The sequence below is a fragment of the Pseudomonas sp. CYM-20-01 genome (genome assembly GCF_023169845.1).
GTDB lineage: Bacteria > Pseudomonadota > Gammaproteobacteria > Pseudomonadales > Pseudomonadaceae > Aquipseudomonas > Aquipseudomonas azotoformans.
The window spans coordinates 3,497,268-3,511,069 of sequence record NZ_AP025169.1 but is presented as its reverse complement, the minus strand read 5'-3'; the positions used below and the strand labels follow the sequence as shown (position 1 = coordinate 3,511,069).

At 59.4% G+C, this 13,802-nt stretch carries 16 protein-coding genes; 8 read left to right on the top strand and 8 right to left on the bottom strand.

Annotation, left to right across the window (positions count from 1 at the left end):
• Positions 1–3: 3 nt before the first annotated feature.
• Positions 4–843, bottom strand: a complete 840-nt coding sequence (gene galU / locus M2497_RS15720; RefSeq protein WP_003212579.1) for a UTP--glucose-1-phosphate uridylyltransferase GalU — start codon at positions 841–843, stop codon at positions 4–6.
• Between the two features lie 310 nt (positions 844–1,153).
• Here galU and M2497_RS15715 point away from each other — a divergent pair, with 310 nt between their 5' ends.
• Both M2497_RS15715 and M2497_RS15710 read left to right on the top strand, forming a co-directional pair.
• Positions 1,154–1,339, top strand: a complete 186-nt coding sequence (locus M2497_RS15715; protein WP_012724166.1) for a hypothetical protein — start codon at positions 1,154–1,156, stop codon at positions 1,337–1,339.
• A 143-nt stretch (positions 1,340–1,482) separates the two neighbouring features.
• Positions 1,483–1,764 (top strand): hypothetical protein, encoded by a 282-nt coding sequence (locus tag M2497_RS15710; protein WP_058427877.1) that lies wholly within the window; start codon positions 1,483–1,485, stop codon positions 1,762–1,764.
• A 9-nt stretch (positions 1,765–1,773) separates the two neighbouring features.
• On the opposite strand, the gene M2497_RS15705 is transcribed toward M2497_RS15710, so the two are convergent.
• The 4 genes from M2497_RS15705 to M2497_RS15690 form a co-directional block, all read right to left on the bottom strand.
• The gene (locus M2497_RS15705) at positions 1,774–2,004 is read right to left on the bottom strand and encodes a hypothetical protein (RefSeq protein WP_058427876.1); all 231 of its coding nucleotides are present in this window, start codon (positions 2,002–2,004) and stop codon (positions 1,774–1,776) included.
• Between the two features lie 76 nt (positions 2,005–2,080).
• Positions 2,081–2,932 (bottom strand): c-type cytochrome, encoded by an 852-nt coding sequence (locus M2497_RS15700; RefSeq protein ID WP_248488212.1) that lies wholly within the window; start codon positions 2,930–2,932, stop codon positions 2,081–2,083.
• 62 nt (positions 2,933–2,994) lie between these two features.
• Positions 2,995–3,642 carry a c-type cytochrome gene (locus tag M2497_RS15695; RefSeq protein WP_248481442.1) on the bottom strand — a complete coding sequence of 216 codons (648 nt, stop codon included), beginning with the start codon at positions 3,640–3,642 and terminating at the stop codon, positions 2,995–2,997.
• 174 nt (positions 3,643–3,816) lie between these two features.
• Positions 3,817–4,170: a hypothetical protein gene (locus tag M2497_RS15690; protein ID WP_058427873.1), complete on the bottom strand. Its 354-nt coding sequence runs from the start codon at positions 4,168–4,170 to the stop codon at positions 3,817–3,819.
• Positions 4,171–4,383: 213 nt separating this feature from the next.
• Here M2497_RS15690 and M2497_RS15685 point away from each other — a divergent pair, with 213 nt between their 5' ends.
• The 4 genes from M2497_RS15685 (at position 4,384) to ada (ending at position 6,677) form a co-directional block, all read left to right on the top strand.
• Positions 4,384–4,686: a DUF1883 domain-containing protein gene (locus M2497_RS15685; RefSeq protein ID WP_003191319.1), complete on the top strand. Its 303-nt coding sequence runs from the start codon at positions 4,384–4,386 to the stop codon at positions 4,684–4,686.
• Between the two features lie 25 nt (positions 4,687–4,711).
• Entirely contained in the window at positions 4,712–4,879 is a 168-nt protein-coding gene (locus M2497_RS15680) for a hypothetical protein (RefSeq protein WP_012724160.1), read from the top strand.
• Between the two features lie 4 nt (positions 4,880–4,883).
• Positions 4,884–5,549 (top strand): DNA oxidative demethylase AlkB, encoded by a 666-nt coding sequence (alkB, locus tag M2497_RS15675; protein ID WP_248481441.1) that lies wholly within the window; start codon positions 4,884–4,886, stop codon positions 5,547–5,549.
• Positions 5,550–5,624: 75 nt separating this feature from the next.
• Positions 5,625–6,677, top strand: a complete 1,053-nt coding sequence (gene ada, locus M2497_RS15670; RefSeq protein ID WP_248481440.1) for a bifunctional DNA-binding transcriptional regulator/O6-methylguanine-DNA methyltransferase Ada — start codon at positions 5,625–5,627, stop codon at positions 6,675–6,677.
• Here ada and M2497_RS15665 read toward each other — a convergent pair.
• Both M2497_RS15665 and M2497_RS15660 read right to left on the bottom strand, forming a co-directional pair.
• The gene (locus M2497_RS15665) at positions 6,674–7,141 is read right to left on the bottom strand and encodes a GyrI-like domain-containing protein (protein WP_248481439.1); all 468 of its coding nucleotides are present in this window, start codon (positions 7,139–7,141) and stop codon (positions 6,674–6,676) included. The genes ada and M2497_RS15665 overlap by 4 nt on opposite strands.
• Positions 7,142–7,146: 5 nt before the next feature.
• A complete protein-coding gene (locus tag M2497_RS15660) occupies positions 7,147–7,740 on the bottom strand; it encodes an ABATE domain-containing protein (protein WP_248481437.1) in 594 nt (197 codons plus the stop codon).
• Positions 7,741–7,914: 174 nt separating this feature from the next.
• On the opposite strand from M2497_RS15660, the gene M2497_RS15655 reads away from it, so the two are divergent.
• Positions 7,915–8,793, top strand: coding sequence for an alpha/beta hydrolase (locus M2497_RS15655; protein ID WP_248481435.1), 879 nt, complete (start codon positions 7,915–7,917; stop codon positions 8,791–8,793).
• 109 nt (positions 8,794–8,902) lie between these two features.
• Positions 8,903–9,973, top strand: a complete 1,071-nt coding sequence (locus M2497_RS15650) for a nitronate monooxygenase (RefSeq protein WP_248481433.1) — start codon at positions 8,903–8,905, stop codon at positions 9,971–9,973.
• Here M2497_RS15650 and M2497_RS15645 read toward each other — a convergent pair.
• Entirely contained in the window at positions 9,970–13,725 is a 3,756-nt protein-coding gene (locus M2497_RS15645; protein ID WP_248481432.1) for a hypothetical protein, read from the bottom strand. The genes M2497_RS15650 and M2497_RS15645 overlap by 4 nt on opposite strands.
• Between the last annotated feature and the right edge of the window lie 77 nt (positions 13,726–13,802).

Here is a 13,802-nt window from a genome sequence, read left to right as displayed (position 1 = left end):
GAATCAGTAAGCCTTGCCAGTCTTGTAGAAGTGCTCGTAGCAGAAGTTAGTCGCCTCGATGTAACCCTCGGCACCACCGCAGTCGAAACGACGGCCTTTGAACTTGTAGGCAATCACGCAGCCGTCTTTGGCTTGCTTCAACAGAGCGTCGGTGATCTGGATCTCGCCACCCTTGCCTGGCTCGGTTTCCTCGATCAACTTGAAGATGTCCGGAGTCAGAATGTAACGACCGATGATCGCCAGGTTCGACGGAGCATCTTCCGGCGCCGGCTTCTCGACCATGTCACGAACGCGGATCAGGCCATCACCGATGTCGTCGCCGGCAATCACGCCGTACTTGTTGGTTTCCTGAGGGTCAACCTCCTGGACCGCAACGATGGTGCAACGGTACTTCTGGTACAGCTTGACCATCTGGGTCAGTACGCCGTCGCCTTCCAGGTTCACGCACAGGTCATCCGCCAGGACCACGGCGAACGGTTCGTCACCGATCAGCGGGCGGCCGGTCAGGATCGCATGGCCGAGGCCTTTCATCTGGGTCTGGCGGGTGTAGGAGAACGAGCACTCGTCCAGCAGTTTGCGGATGCCGACCAGGTATTTTTCCTTGTCGGTGCCCTTGATCTGGTTTTCCAGCTCGTAGCTGATGTCGAAGTGGTCTTCCAGCGCGCGCTTACCACGGCCGGTCACGATGGAGATTTCGTTCAGGCCGGCATCCAGTGCCTCTTCGACGCCGTACTGAATCAGTGGCTTGTTCACCACCGGCAGCATCTCTTTGGGCATGGCCTTGGTCGCTGGCAAGAAGCGAGTGCCGTAACCGGCTGCTGGGAACAAGCATTTCTTGATCATATAAGTCCTTACAAAGGGCTGTGCGTACGGAATTCGGCGCAGTCTAATCAGGCCGCAGTCACCTTACAATGGGTCCTGCTGGCGTTGCGATGTCATCATAGAGAAAAAATGTCGGCGTAAGTTCCGCGCATCTTGCGAAGCGCATTTGCACCGGCACGGCCAAAAAAGCCTGCACCTCAGTATTTCCAAGGGCTACGACCTTTTTAGCATGCTTTTACGGCTGCAACACTGACCTAGAATAACTTGCGCGTTCCCGCGACATTTGGCGCTATCATTAGGCCCTTGAACCAGACCACGAGATACTTGATAGATGTCAGAACCAAAAGGCGTGAACGGCTACCTGATCACCAAGCGAGCGGACGGTTGGCACCTGATCAACTTCCACGGCGACAGCGTCGCCGGCGCATTCGCCAGCGAAAGCCAGGCTATCGCTGTAGCCGAAGTGTTTGTCGATGAAGCAGGCCACGCTTCGAGCAAGCGGCCCAAGGGCAAGTAAACGTCAACGCCCTGTGCAAAAGGCCCCGCTGAATGGGGCTTTTTTGTGTTTGTCTGTACGTAGATGGCAGTTCGCTATAATCTCGCCAGAACGCCCCACGACAGTGTCAGCGCGCCCTCCAACACCCTCGATGATGAACCTACATGAACAAGATTCTGGCACTGACTGCAGCACTGGCGCTCGCCGGATGCACCACCACCTCTGATGTCTACCTGAAAAACGGTGAGCAAGGCCTGACCATCGACTGCTCGGGCGAAGCCAACTCCTGGGCGAGTTGCTATGAGAAGGCTGATGCCTCTTGCGCAGGCACTGGCTACCGTATCGTCGGCACCGAAGGCACACCTTCGCTCAAGGAAAGTGAAAAGACCCTGGGCCAGGACGTCGGCAACTTCAAAAGCCGCAGTGTCGTGGTGGTCTGCAAGTAAGCGTCGCGGCTACAGCTGGATATCGGCGAACTTGATACCCAGGCCACGAATGGTCTCCACCAAGTCATCCAGCCGTGGGAACGACTCGACTTCATCCTGATCGTCCACCAGGAAAAAGCTGCGGCCGCCGCTTTTCTTGAAGAATACGATCCACTCCCCCAAGTCGGCCGGATTCTGAATGATATGAGTGGCCGATATCTGGCCTTCGGCCTGGCGAGCCCTGACGTGTTCACGCTTCATAAAAGACTTCCCGAAAAAACAAATGCCGCACAAACCGAGGGTTTGCGCGGCATTTTTGCATTGAATGGCCGAGAGTTTAACGGATGCCCTGCCCAATCAGCACGCCTTCTACGGTTTGGCCGTAGAGATTGATGCCGTCATTGGCGTGGAATTTAACCCGGGTCTTCTCCACCGAACCGTCAACTAGCCGCGGGTCCTGCGGTCGTTCGTGGCTGTTGACGTAGGCCGCAACGTCCCACGCTTGCTGGTCGCTCAGGCTGCCGCCCTTGCCCAATGGCATGTTGTGCTTGATGAAGGACGCCGCCGTATTGATGCGGTGCATGCCGGCCCCCCAATTGTAAGAATCCTTACCCCACAACGGTGGCATCACGTAGCTGTCACCGACCTTCTGGCCCTGACCTTCGACGCCATGGCAGACCGCGCATTGCCCTTTGTACACCTCGGCGCCTTGGGCGATGTCGTAACCCTTGGCCGGCTGTGCCACGTCGGGATAACCCCGGCCCGGCAATTCAACGCCTAACGGCGCCTTGCTGGCCAGCCAGTAGGCATACACCGAAAGCGCAGTAATTTCCGGGCTGTCAGCAGCCGGCGGCGTACCGCCATTCATGCTGAATTGGAAACACCCCTGCAATCGCTCGGCAAAGGTATTGACCTTGTCGTTCTTCTTTCGGTACGCCGGGTACATAGGGTAAGCCGCCCATAACGGCGCCGAATTGGCCAGGCGTCCCTGGTCCAGGTGGCAATTGCTGCAATTGAGCCCGTTGCCGACAAATTTCGGCGCCAGGCGCCGGGTATCCACGAACAGCGCATAGCCATCCTTGACCAACTTGCCGTAGGCGTTGTCGGGCAGCTCACTTTCCTGAGGTGGCTGGAATTGACTGACCGGTGCGTGGCCGGCGACAGGTTGCAACTGCGATTGGTCTTCCATAGCAATCGTCGCCGCCTGGGCTGACGATATGCCCAACAGGCCCAAGGCCAATATCAGCGGGCTCATGGCTTGACCTCCAACTTCAACGCTGCGAAATACTGGGCGACACCCTGCACTTCTTCCGGGGTCAGGGCTTTGGCGATATGCCCCATCAAGTCATTCGGATCATTGTGACGGGTTCCGTTTTGCCAAGCCGTCAACTGGGCAGCCAAGTAAGCGGCAGGCTGACCGGCCAACGGTGGAAACGCATCGCCGACACCCGTACCGGCCGGGCCGTGACAACTGGCACACGCTGGAATCTGGCGCTCCCACGCCCCCTGCTGCGCAAGTTTTTGCGCAGCGCCGACAGGCATCTCGCTGCGATGAACCATTTGCGGGACCGCGCCAGGCATCGCCGCCAGCGCCTGACTGACCGCGTCGATTTCAGCGTCGGTGAGCGCAGTCGCCAAGGGTTGCATCACCGGGTTGGCGCGACTGCCGTGCTTGAAGTCTTCCAGCTGTTTACGCAGGTAGGGTGCAGGCAAGCCCGCCAACCGGGGAAAACCCGCTGCGGCCAGCCCTCCACCATCGGCACCGTGGCAGGCGACACAGGGCATGGCGCCGGGCTGCGAACCGCCTTCGGTGAAGATCTTCTTCCCATCCAACGCGCAGGCATTGCCCAGTAGCAACATCAGCGCACTGCCCACCAGTACTCGTTCCAGAGACATCATCACGACTCCATTTTTATAGTTATATGCTTAGGCGTTTATGGCATAAGCCTACAAATGGTAGGGGAATGAGCCCCTCGCGACAACTCCCAAAACGCGCCATCAAAAAAAGCCCGGTCCCACAATGGCGGGGCCAGGCTTTTTGATCGGATTCGAAGTGGCTGGGTGAAACGGCGCTTATGAGCCGGAAATACACTCTTCGCCGGCCTTCTTCACATCACCGGGACGGATCGGCACATTGGACATGCTCTCGTAGAGCTTGATACTGCTACCACTGGAACGGTCTTCGATCTCGAAAATCGCCGACGGGTCAGCCGAGAATTTCTGCGGCACGATCACCTGCACACCGTCCTTATGGGGCTCGATCTGCGGCGGGCGGCGCGTGGCGGATAGTTTGCGCACGACACAGGCAGCATATTCCTGCGGCTTCTTCCCGGAAATGACCGCTAGGGTCGGCGGGGTCTGCTTGATATCTGCAACCGAAGCACACCCACCAATCGCCAAGGCCAGAACCAACACACTCCACTTCATACAAAACCTCCGATAAAGATCCTACGACAGCGGGGATGGTATTTTTCTCCCGCCCACGTAGGATTTATCCCTGATAACTCGGTAAATAACTGTTTTAAATTGTCGACGTCGTTGAAGACGGGCCGATAATAAACGCGCTGGGGCTGATAAACTCCATCTTAACCTACGTATCGTTCTGATTTTTCAGAAAAAGCCCTTCTGGAGACACCCCCCATGAAATTCATCCACCAGCGCGAGCACCTCAACGAGGGAGACATTGTTGTCATCGAATGCTCGCAGACTTGTAATATCCGTCTGATGAGCGATGCGAATTTTCGCAGCTTTAAGAATGGCGGCCGTCACACTTACCACGGTGGCGCATTCGACAAGTTCCCCGCCAAAATCACCGCACCGAGCACTGGGTTCTGGAACATCACCCTGGACGTGGTCACGCGCCGAGCCATCAGCGTGACCCGCAAACCTGCGCTGTCCCACAAGATCCGCATTGTGCGCCGTACCAGTTCCAAGCTGAGCTGACCCGAACACCCCACAGGAAATGACCGTGACCGCCACTACCAAATACGTGATCAAGTACAAGCTCAATGGCGAACGCCGCTTTGAGTTCGCACAACTGCAGACCAACAGCGTCGAAGAAGCCAAGCAAGCGCTGGCGAAAATTCACGATGCCAGTGATGAAATCACCGATATCAATGTGAGCAAGGCGCTGTAAGCCGATGTCCGGCCCCACCGAAGATCTGTTCGCCGACGACGCCTTGCAGCAACCCGCCGGGCGCGAGCAAATTGGCGAACAGTCCTGTGTATTGAAAGGCTACGCCCTGCCCTGGATTGAGCGTCTTCTGCCGGAACTGCGACGGGTATTGGCTCAATCACCGTTTCGGCAAATGGTCACACCGGGTGGTTTCACCATGTCGGCGGCATTGAGCAGTTGTGGCGACCTGGGCTGGACTACCGACACCTCCGGTTACCGTTACTCACCCGTGGACCCACGTAGCCAGCAACCCTGGCCGCAGATGCCGGATACCCTGCGCCAATTGGCCGTGCAGGCGGCTGCAGAGGCCGGTTTCCCTGACTTTGCCCCGGACGCCTGCCTGATCAACCGCTATGTACCCGGCGCAAAAATGTCGCTGCATCAAGACAAGAATGAGCGTCGCTACAGCGAACCGGTGGTGTCCGTCTCGCTCGGCCTGCCGGCGATTTTTCTGTTTGGTGGGCACGCGCGTAACGACAAGACCCGCAAAGTCTCGCTGTTCCATGGCGACGTGGTGGTCTGGGGCGGCGTGGACCGCCTGCGCTTTCATGGTGTGATGCCGATCAAGGAAGGCATGCACCCGGTAATGGGTGCGCAACGCATCAACCTGACCTTTCGCACCGCCGGCTGATTTGACCGCAAGCTTCAGAGTGCCAGGTGTTCGCGACCCGGCTAATCTGGCCGGGATCCGTCAAGAGTGCCCACCATGACTACCGAACAAGACCCGCGCTGGGCAGCCATACTGGCCCGCGACCCCAAGGCCGATGCGCTGTTCGTCTACGGCGTGAAGACCACCGGCGTGTACTGCCGCCCCAGTAGCGCGTCACGCTTGCCACGTCCGGAAAACATCGAGTTCTTCGACACCCCGGCGAAGGCCGAAGCCGCCGGTTATCGCGCCAGCAAACGCGCGGCCGGCGACCAGACCCAGCTCGCAGCGCAGCATGCACAACTGGTGGCCGACGCTTGTCGGCATATCGAACAGGCCGACACCTCGCCCAGCCTGAACACGTTGGCGCAGCACGCCAACCTCAGCCCTTTTCATTTTCACCGCGTGTTCAAAGCCGTTACCGGCCTGACACCCAAGGGCTATGCCAGCGCCCATCGCTCGCGCAAGGTGCGCGACGGTCTCAAGGGCGCGCACTCGGTGACGGATGCCCTGTATGACGCAGGCTTCAACTCCAACAGTCGCTTTTATGAGTCCGCTGACCAACTGCTTGGCATGAAGCCCAGCGACTACAAGGCCGGCGGCACCAATACGGCGATCCTGTTCGCCGTCGGGCAGTGCTCACTGGGAGCGATCCTGGTGGCGCAGAGCGCTCGCGGCGTCTGCGCGATTCTGCTGGGGAATGATCCGGACCAACTGGTGCGCGATCTACAGGATCAATTTCCCAACGCCGAACTGGTGGGCGCCGACCCGGGTTTCGAGCAATTGATTGCGCAGGTCGTAGGGTTTGTCGAAGCGCCCGCACTTGGCCTGGACCTGCCGCTGGACCTGCGCGGCACGGCATTCCAGGAGCGGGTATGGCAAGCCTTGCGCGAGATTCCAGCGGGCAGCACCGCCAGCTACGCACAGATCGCCGAGCGTATCGGCGCACCGAAGTCGTTCCGTGCGGTGGCCCAGGCCTGTGGCGCCAACAGCCTGGCAGTGGCCATTCCTTGCCACCGCGTGGTGCGCAGTAATGGCCAGCTGTCGGGCTACCGCTGGGGCGTGGAACGCAAGCAGCAGCTACTCGCCCGAGAACAGGCGTCGAAGACCTAGCGGATCCCGATGTGGATCAACGCCAGGTCGTCCGCCTGGTAAGCCTCGAAATCAGTGACAAAGGCACGGACCTGCGCGCCAGGCTGCTGGAAGTAGGTCCAGATCTGTTGCCAGGCGTTGATGATCGCCTCCGGCATGGGGCCTCGGGCTTCGAACACCAGGTAGCGTCCGGCTTCTATTACAAGGCTTTCAAACCCGTCCGCCGGCCCAGCGGTGGCAACACCCGCCGTTACGTCAAATTCGCTATGCGCGTCCGACTCATAGCCGCTGTACACCCCATAAATGGGAGACTCAGGCAGTTTTCCCGGGATGCCCTCGTACAGTCCCTCACTGAAAAATCGCTGCCACATCGGGCCGATCTTCGCACTTGACGGTGTCATCTCATCCGCGTTGCGCGTACGTACTTTCAAGCCCGATACGCGGATTGCCGCGATGTGTTGCTCCTGAATGTTGTGCAAAGCCATCTCCTTTAAAGCTTCAGTTTGCGTTTACGAAATTCAGCGACCTTATGCCGATTGCCACATAACGCCATGCTGCACCAACGGCGCTTGTGGGCCTTGGTGCGATCATAAAACCACAAGATGCATTCCGGATGCTCGCAGCGCCGGATCAGATTGAAATCCCCTTCCACCAACAGCGTGGCGGCCGCCTCGGCAATCGGCGCCAGGAACTGTTCCGCCGTCTGCTGCTTGCGCTGGCGCTCAAGCGTTGGCGTCTCGCCAGCACGCCACACCAGCTGCGGATGGCTCACTGCCTTGCGTAAAAAGCTGTTCAGCGCCGCCGGATTGCCGGGTTGTTGCGCCTTGCGTGCAGCCACCAATTCACGAATCACCTCGCGCAGCTCTCGCGCGGCGCTGAGCAAGGCGCCCGGTTCAAACAACGGGATGCCGTTCTGTTCAACCCACTGCAGGCGCACCAGCCAGGCGGCTACGTCGGCATCGGTCTGCCAGAAATCCCACGGCACGCCGTCGATATTCGCAAGAGTGTTGAGCATGTCCAGCACCGGATCGTCGGCCAGGACGTAAGGTTCCGAGGGGGCGGCAGTGGGTGGGGAAAGGGTCATGGGGCAATCCTCTAGTGAGCGGCCACATCGTAACCGCTGTTTCGACACCAGGATAGTTACAAAAAGCACAACGCTAACCTGAATAAATAGTTTGACAGGTTACAATATTCGGCGCAGCTTTTTAAAACGGTAACCCGTAAATCACCTCAATCAAGTTACAAAAGGCTCTCCATCATGACCACTCCAACCCCTGTCGTTCACTACCGCCACGTCGATGCCGATGGTGTGCGCATGTTCTACCGCGAAGCCGGCGCTGCAACGGCACCGGTCATCTTGCTGCTGCACGGCTTTCCCAGTTCGTCGCACATGTACCGCGACCTGATCCCCCTGCTCGCCACGCGCTTCCGGGTCATTGCGCCGGACCTGCCAGGCTTTGGTTTCACCGAGGTGCCGGCCGAGCGCGATTACGCCTACAGCTTCGACAACCTGGCAATCACGGTCGGGCATTTTGTCGATGCACTGCAGTTGACCCGCTACGCCCTGTATGTCTTCGACTATGGTGCGCCGGTGGGGCTGCGCCTGGCCGTGGCGCATCCGGAACGGGTCAGCGCGCTGGTGTCGCAGAACGGTAACGCCTACCTGGAAGGTCTGGGTGATGCCTGGGCGCCCATTCGCACCTATTGGGCCGAGCCGAGCCAGGCCAACCGCGAGGTGATCCGCAACGCAGTGATCAGCCTGGAAGGCACGCGCTACCAGTACCTGCACGGCGTAAAGCAGCCAGAGCGAGTAGCCCCGGAATCCTACATGCTCGATGTACTGCTCATGCAGCGCCCCGGCAATGACGAGATCCAACTGGACCTGTTCCTCGACTATCGCAACAACCTTGCGCTTTACCCGGCGTTCCAGGCGTTCTTCAAGGCCACGCACGTACCGACGCTGGTGATCTGGGGCCAGAACGACCCGTTCTTTATCCCGCCAGGCGCCCATGCCTATACAACCGACAACCCGAACGCGGTGGTAGAACTGCTCGACACCGGCCACTTCGCCCTGGAAACCCATGCAACCCATATCGCCGAACGCATTCACGCCGTGCTGGGCGACGCCATCGATTGATGATGCACCACGAAACGACGCGTTCCTCCAGTGAATAAAACAGAGTGGCCGGGGGCCATGGGCCCTGCTAAAACAGCGAAAAGCCTCACTAACGCTGGAGACGCATCCCATGAGCACCTGGCCAGACACCCGCCTTCTCGACCTGCTGGGCATTGAATTGCCCATCATCCAGGCTCCCATGGCGGTGGGCACGACCACCGCCATGGTTATCGCCGCCAACCAGGCGGGTGCGCTGGGCTCATTGCCGGCAGCTGCACTGAGTATCGAGCAATTGCGCGATGCACTGACCGCCATCCGCCAGGCCAGCCCGCGTCCGATCAACGTCAATTTCTTCTGCCACCAACCGCCCGCGCCAGACCCTGAGCGTGATCGTCGTTGGAAGGCACTGCTGGAGCCCTACTACCGCGAACTGGGCGCCGACTTTGATGCGCCAACCCCGGTTTCCAATCGCGAACCGTTCAATGACGCGGCGTGCCAGGTCGTCGAAGAATTGCGCCCCGAGGTGGTCAGCTTTCACTTTGGCCTGCCGGAAAAGTCCCTGCTGGACCGGGTTAAAGCCACCGGTGCCAAAGTGCTGTCCTCGGCGACCACTGTTGAGGAAGCCATCTGGCTGGAACAGCACGGTTGCGATGCGATCATCGCCATGGGCAGTGAAGCCGGCGGGCACCGTGGTTTGTTCCTCAGTGAGGACCTCAATACCCAGATCGGCCTGTTCGCGCTGTTGCCGCAAGTCGTCGACGCCGTCAGCGTGCCGGTGATTGCCGCCGGCGGCATCGGTGATGCGCGGGGGATTGTCGCGGCCTTTGCGCTTGGCGCCTCGGCGGTGCAGATTGGCACGGCGTATCTGTTTACTCCCGAAGCCAACGTCACGGCTTCACATCACTATGCATTGCGCCATGCCCAGGCCAGCGAAACCGCGCTGACCAATCTGTTCACCGGTCGCCCGGCACGGGGCATCGTCAACCGGGTGATGCGCGAGTTGGGCGCGATCAACCCGGCCGCACCGGCGTTCCCCACCTCCGGCGGTGCGCTGATACCGCTCAAGGCCAAGGATGAAGCGGGCTTCAGCAACCTATGGTCCGGCCAGGCACTGCGCCTGGGCAAAGACACCACGACCTATGAACTGACCCGCGAATTGGCGGAGCAAACGCTACAGCGCCTTGCCCGCTTCGGCCGCTAGGCCAGCACCGCGTCAACCGGCTCGAACCCACTGAGCCGGCTTTCGTGGGCCGGGCTCAGCACCGCAAAACGGTTCTGGCGCAGTGCGCTGATGCCATACACCACCCGCGCAAAGTGCTCGTTGTCATGGGCATAGGGCTGGCTGCGCAGGATCAGGGCAAAAAAGCACTCGGGCTGACGAGCAAGGTCCGCGCCGCGAATGGACGCCAGCCCTGTGGCGAACAACGCGCGGCCACTGGCGGCTGACAAGCGCCCGTAACTCACCGAACGGGAATGATGAAAGGCAAGCTCGGCGTCCGTCTTGGCCTGCTCGTACAACAGGTCCAGTGCTTCTATCGCGAAAAGACTGACGGAGGCCTTGTCGCCAGTGACATACCGCTGCACAAGTTGGCGCACGCCTTCGCGCCACTTGTCATCTTCCTGCTCGGCGCGCATGGCGATCCAATCAATGCAGTCCACTAACGCGTCACCGCCTGCGGTGAGGTTCGCCGGCAATCCTGATTGCAGCATTTCCAGGTGCATCAGCGCGTGTTGCACCATGGCAGCTTCTGCGCTCATGACCTCGCTCATCAGGTCGAGAATCTCCGGCTTCGGCTCCCCTTGCCAGGTTTGCAGGAGGCCCAACAGTTGCGCCCTGAGGTCGCGAACGGCTTCGACGCCAAGGGTACGGCGCAACAACTCCTCCGACTCGTTCACCAGGCTGGTAAGGTTACTGACCTGGCTCAACAGGTCAGCCTGGCTGAACGAATGGAGCGTTTCACGCCCGGGGGCGGAGGCATCGAACGGGCTGGGGCCGAACTGGTGGAACACCTCGTTCCACAACCGCTGGATCTGCCGGTGGATCTGTTCCGTATAACGCGACGGCAAGTTGATCACGCTGCAACTGCCTTCGTTGAAAAACCCTGCCCAACTGATGCCCAGTGCGAAGACGCCATCGACCTCATGACTGGCGTGTGCCATCGACTCATAGAACTTGTAGCAGACCACTTTATTCTGCAATCCAGGCAGCGCCTTGAGGTACTGCTCCCAACTACCCAGCGTGCCGAAATAGATGCGCTTGTCGGCGTCCGGATCAAGGTGGCTGAGGGCGCTGTCCATGATGGCGGTATCACCCTCGTGACGCAGGCAGAGTGCAAAGTGCTGTTGCGGTTGGCTGTCGTGAAGGTCGGAAAACACCAGCACACCAATGCCCTGGACCTCCCAACCATTCTTCAGCAGGTGTTCGGCGCAACGGCTGGCCTCGGTATAACCGCAGGTGGTGGAAACCTCACGGTAGCCTGTCAGCTCGGCCAACTCATTGTCACTGCGCAAAGTCTTGCGCAAACGCTCACGCATCGCTGCCAGCCAGGTGGGCGTAAGCAGGAACACACCCTGGCTGTCGTCATTGAGCGCTACGCTTACCGGTGTCTCGGCGGGCAGCGGTACGTTGAGCACGGGCACGGCAAACTTGGCGGCCAGGGTTGACTGCTTGAGCAGGACACGCAGCTTGCGGCTGGCGATAGTCACGTCCACCCCCAGATCGACCAAGCCGAGCAGTACCCCCAATTTGCACTCATGGATGTAGGCCGCGTACTCCTCCGGGCGATCACTGTTCTGCGCCAGTGCATAGTCAAAGCTCACGTCGCTGATGTTGGCGACGAACCGGATCATCCCTGACAGTAACAGCGCGCCCAATCCACCGGTGGGGCCAATGGACGCGATGACCAATGCCGACACCACCCGCACAAGGCTTTTGAACATGCCTGTTTTCGCGCGGCGCCGCTCTTCGTCGGAAGAAAATACGGCGTAGTCCATCTGCTGTTTGATTTCCGCGATGGCCGCCTGGCGTAACTCGAGCGCAAGGTCTTCGGTGGTTCGAAACGTAATCGGTTGCGGTGGAAAACGCCGGTAGTGATAGCCGTAGCGTTTTTTCCGGGGGTGGAAATCCTTGCGCGTCAGGCTGAATTTATCCACCGGCGGCAAGTGCGCACCGATGAAGGTCATCAGCTTCTCACTGGGCTGACCTGGCGCCGTGCTGGGCTGCCACTCAACCCACTTGGGGCCTGCGATGTTAAGCGATACCAGCAACGCTTTGTTCGACGAAAACGCCACGACCAAGGCGTTCGGTACCACCTTCTCCTTGAACAGCAACGCCTGTGGCTTGAGGTCGCCCTTCAGGTATCGAAAGGCGACTGCGCGCAATTCAACATCCTGCTCTTGGGTATCCGCCATGAACTGGCCAACTCGCACCCGGGCAACGGCGTCGCAGGTGTCATCGAACAACTTCTTGAAGTCCGCGCTATTGGAAAGGCTGTCGACATCGGCCAGGAATTCCGCGACCAGGGTATCCCTCAAACCGGACACCGCTTTGATTTCTGAGGGTGACAGCGGCTCGCCGTCCAAGTGTATTTCGCCGACTTTTTCCCGGTAAAACGCACTGCGCTGTGGCTCGCCGATCATCACCTGGGCGAAGGAAAAATATTTGTAGCGCGGTGGACTGTAGGCCGACATGCCCGACGAATGCATGGGGTAACCCACCAGGTACTTGTAGCGAAAACGTTTACCGGTCTCTATCCGCTCGGTAGTTCCGTTCGGCAGGCCGGTCTTGGCCAGGCAACGTTTGACCAGCGATTGAATGTAGGTCTTGGTGAGCTGGGCGTTGCCCACGCTTCGGGCCAAGCCATCCCACTTCTGCCAGGCTTTGGGAGCTCTCGGCAGTTGATCGACGGGCGGAAGGCGTTGTGGCCATTGTGTAGTGTCCCGGGCGACGATCTGTACAGTAATCAATGCCTGCGCCGCATCATTTCGCACATACCAGCGGTTTTCCTGATCGCTGCTGACCGAGATCAATTGGTCGTCGGCCAGCACGCCACAGTTGACCCATTGGCAGCGATGATTCATGTAGACGCTCAAGTAATAGCCCCATTTGGCTCGCGACCAATAGGCCTGCGGGATATTGACGGTGTAGGTCTGTTCCGCAGGTGTTCCTGGCAGTCGCCGTAGGGTCACGACCACGCATTGATCGACGCCGATATCGATGTCGGGCAGCACCACTGAACCGGAGACCCAGCGGGGCAGAATCATAAAGTCGACATCGGCGACGGGCTCGTCGAAGGGTACGAGCCAAACCTGGTTCTTTGTCGGGTCCCTGGAATAGTCGATGTAGTCCCCCGACCGCGCGCCAATCCGCAAACCGGGCCACGCGGTACTGATTGCCTTGGGCCAATCCTTTAACGACAACGCGATCAACGGCACATCGAACCAGATCTTCGCCAGCAACCGGTTGGTGGTACTCCAGACACTGCACAGCACTACTTCGGTCTTCACCAGGTTCCTCTCGGGCAACACCAGGGTATAGGACGTGCCGGTGGTAACCCTGGATTGACTGGCGGTACGGATGCTGTCGAGAAAGAATCGGGTGAACGTCAGTTGCTCGGCGACGGCCCCGTAATAGCGTGGCATCCGGGGTTCAACCCGTACCGAGCTTTTTTGCCATTTGCCAACGAAATTCTTCCAGTCATAACGATCATTAAGCAAGTGCCACAACGGCACTTCCTCCCAGGCCTCAATAATCGGCGCTTGGTCGGTGTCGTCAGGGTCGGCGTAGACCGAGAACTTCACCGGCACCCTGGAAGTGGTCTTGATCAGCGCCTTGGCCTCTGGCGCCAGCCTGGACCGTTGCAGGACACGGTCATCGATCCAGTGCTGTATCTGGCTCTCGGACGAGGCAAGGCTGGTCGCCCCGACGCTCACATAGGCGTAGCTTTTCTCCATGGGTTGTTCCTTCCCGAAAGCGCCTCACTATCCTTGCATCGGCTGCCCATGGATGTAGGCCGCCCATCGAGTGATGC

What these genes read in the sequence shown, in the direction of transcription:
- galU (WP_003212579.1), bottom strand. Translation starts at nt 843, where the DNA reads ATGATCAAGAAATGCTTGTTCCCAGCAGCCGGTTACGGCACTCGCTTC.
- M2497_RS15695 (WP_248481442.1), bottom strand. Translation starts at nt 3,642, where the DNA reads ATGATGTCTCTGGAACGAGTACTGGTGGGCAGTGCGCTGATGTTGCTA.
- M2497_RS15685 (WP_003191319.1), top strand. Translation starts at nt 4,384, where the DNA reads ATGAAATTCATCCACCAGCGCGAGCACCTCAACGAGGGAGACATTGTT.
- M2497_RS15690 (WP_058427873.1), bottom strand. Translation starts at nt 4,170, where the DNA reads ATGAAGTGGAGTGTGTTGGTTCTGGCCTTGGCGATTGGTGGGTGTGCT.
- M2497_RS15710 (WP_058427877.1), top strand. Translation starts at nt 1,483, where the DNA reads ATGAACAAGATTCTGGCACTGACTGCAGCACTGGCGCTCGCCGGATGC.
- M2497_RS15655 (WP_248481435.1), top strand. Translation starts at nt 7,915, where the DNA reads ATGACCACTCCAACCCCTGTCGTTCACTACCGCCACGTCGATGCCGAT.
- M2497_RS15705 (WP_058427876.1), bottom strand. Translation starts at nt 2,004, where the DNA reads ATGAAGCGTGAACACGTCAGGGCTCGCCAGGCCGAAGGCCAGATATCG.
- M2497_RS15700 (WP_248488212.1), bottom strand. Translation starts at nt 2,932, where the DNA reads ATGGAAGACCAATCGCAGTTGCAACCTGTCGCCGGCCACGCACCGGTC.
- M2497_RS15645 (WP_248481432.1), bottom strand. Translation starts at nt 13,725, where the DNA reads ATGGAGAAAAGCTACGCCTATGTGAGCGTCGGGGCGACCAGCCTTGCC.
- M2497_RS15665 (WP_248481439.1), bottom strand. Translation starts at nt 7,141, where the DNA reads ATGGCTTTGCACAACATTCAGGAGCAACACATCGCGGCAATCCGCGTA.
- ada (WP_248481440.1), top strand. Translation starts at nt 5,625, where the DNA reads ATGACTACCGAACAAGACCCGCGCTGGGCAGCCATACTGGCCCGCGAC.
- M2497_RS15650 (WP_248481433.1), top strand. Translation starts at nt 8,903, where the DNA reads ATGAGCACCTGGCCAGACACCCGCCTTCTCGACCTGCTGGGCATTGAA.
- M2497_RS15715 (WP_012724166.1), top strand. Translation starts at nt 1,154, where the DNA reads ATGTCAGAACCAAAAGGCGTGAACGGCTACCTGATCACCAAGCGAGCG.
- alkB (WP_248481441.1), top strand. Translation starts at nt 4,884, where the DNA reads ATGTCCGGCCCCACCGAAGATCTGTTCGCCGACGACGCCTTGCAGCAA.
- M2497_RS15660 (WP_248481437.1), bottom strand. Translation starts at nt 7,740, where the DNA reads ATGACCCTTTCCCCACCCACTGCCGCCCCCTCGGAACCTTACGTCCTG.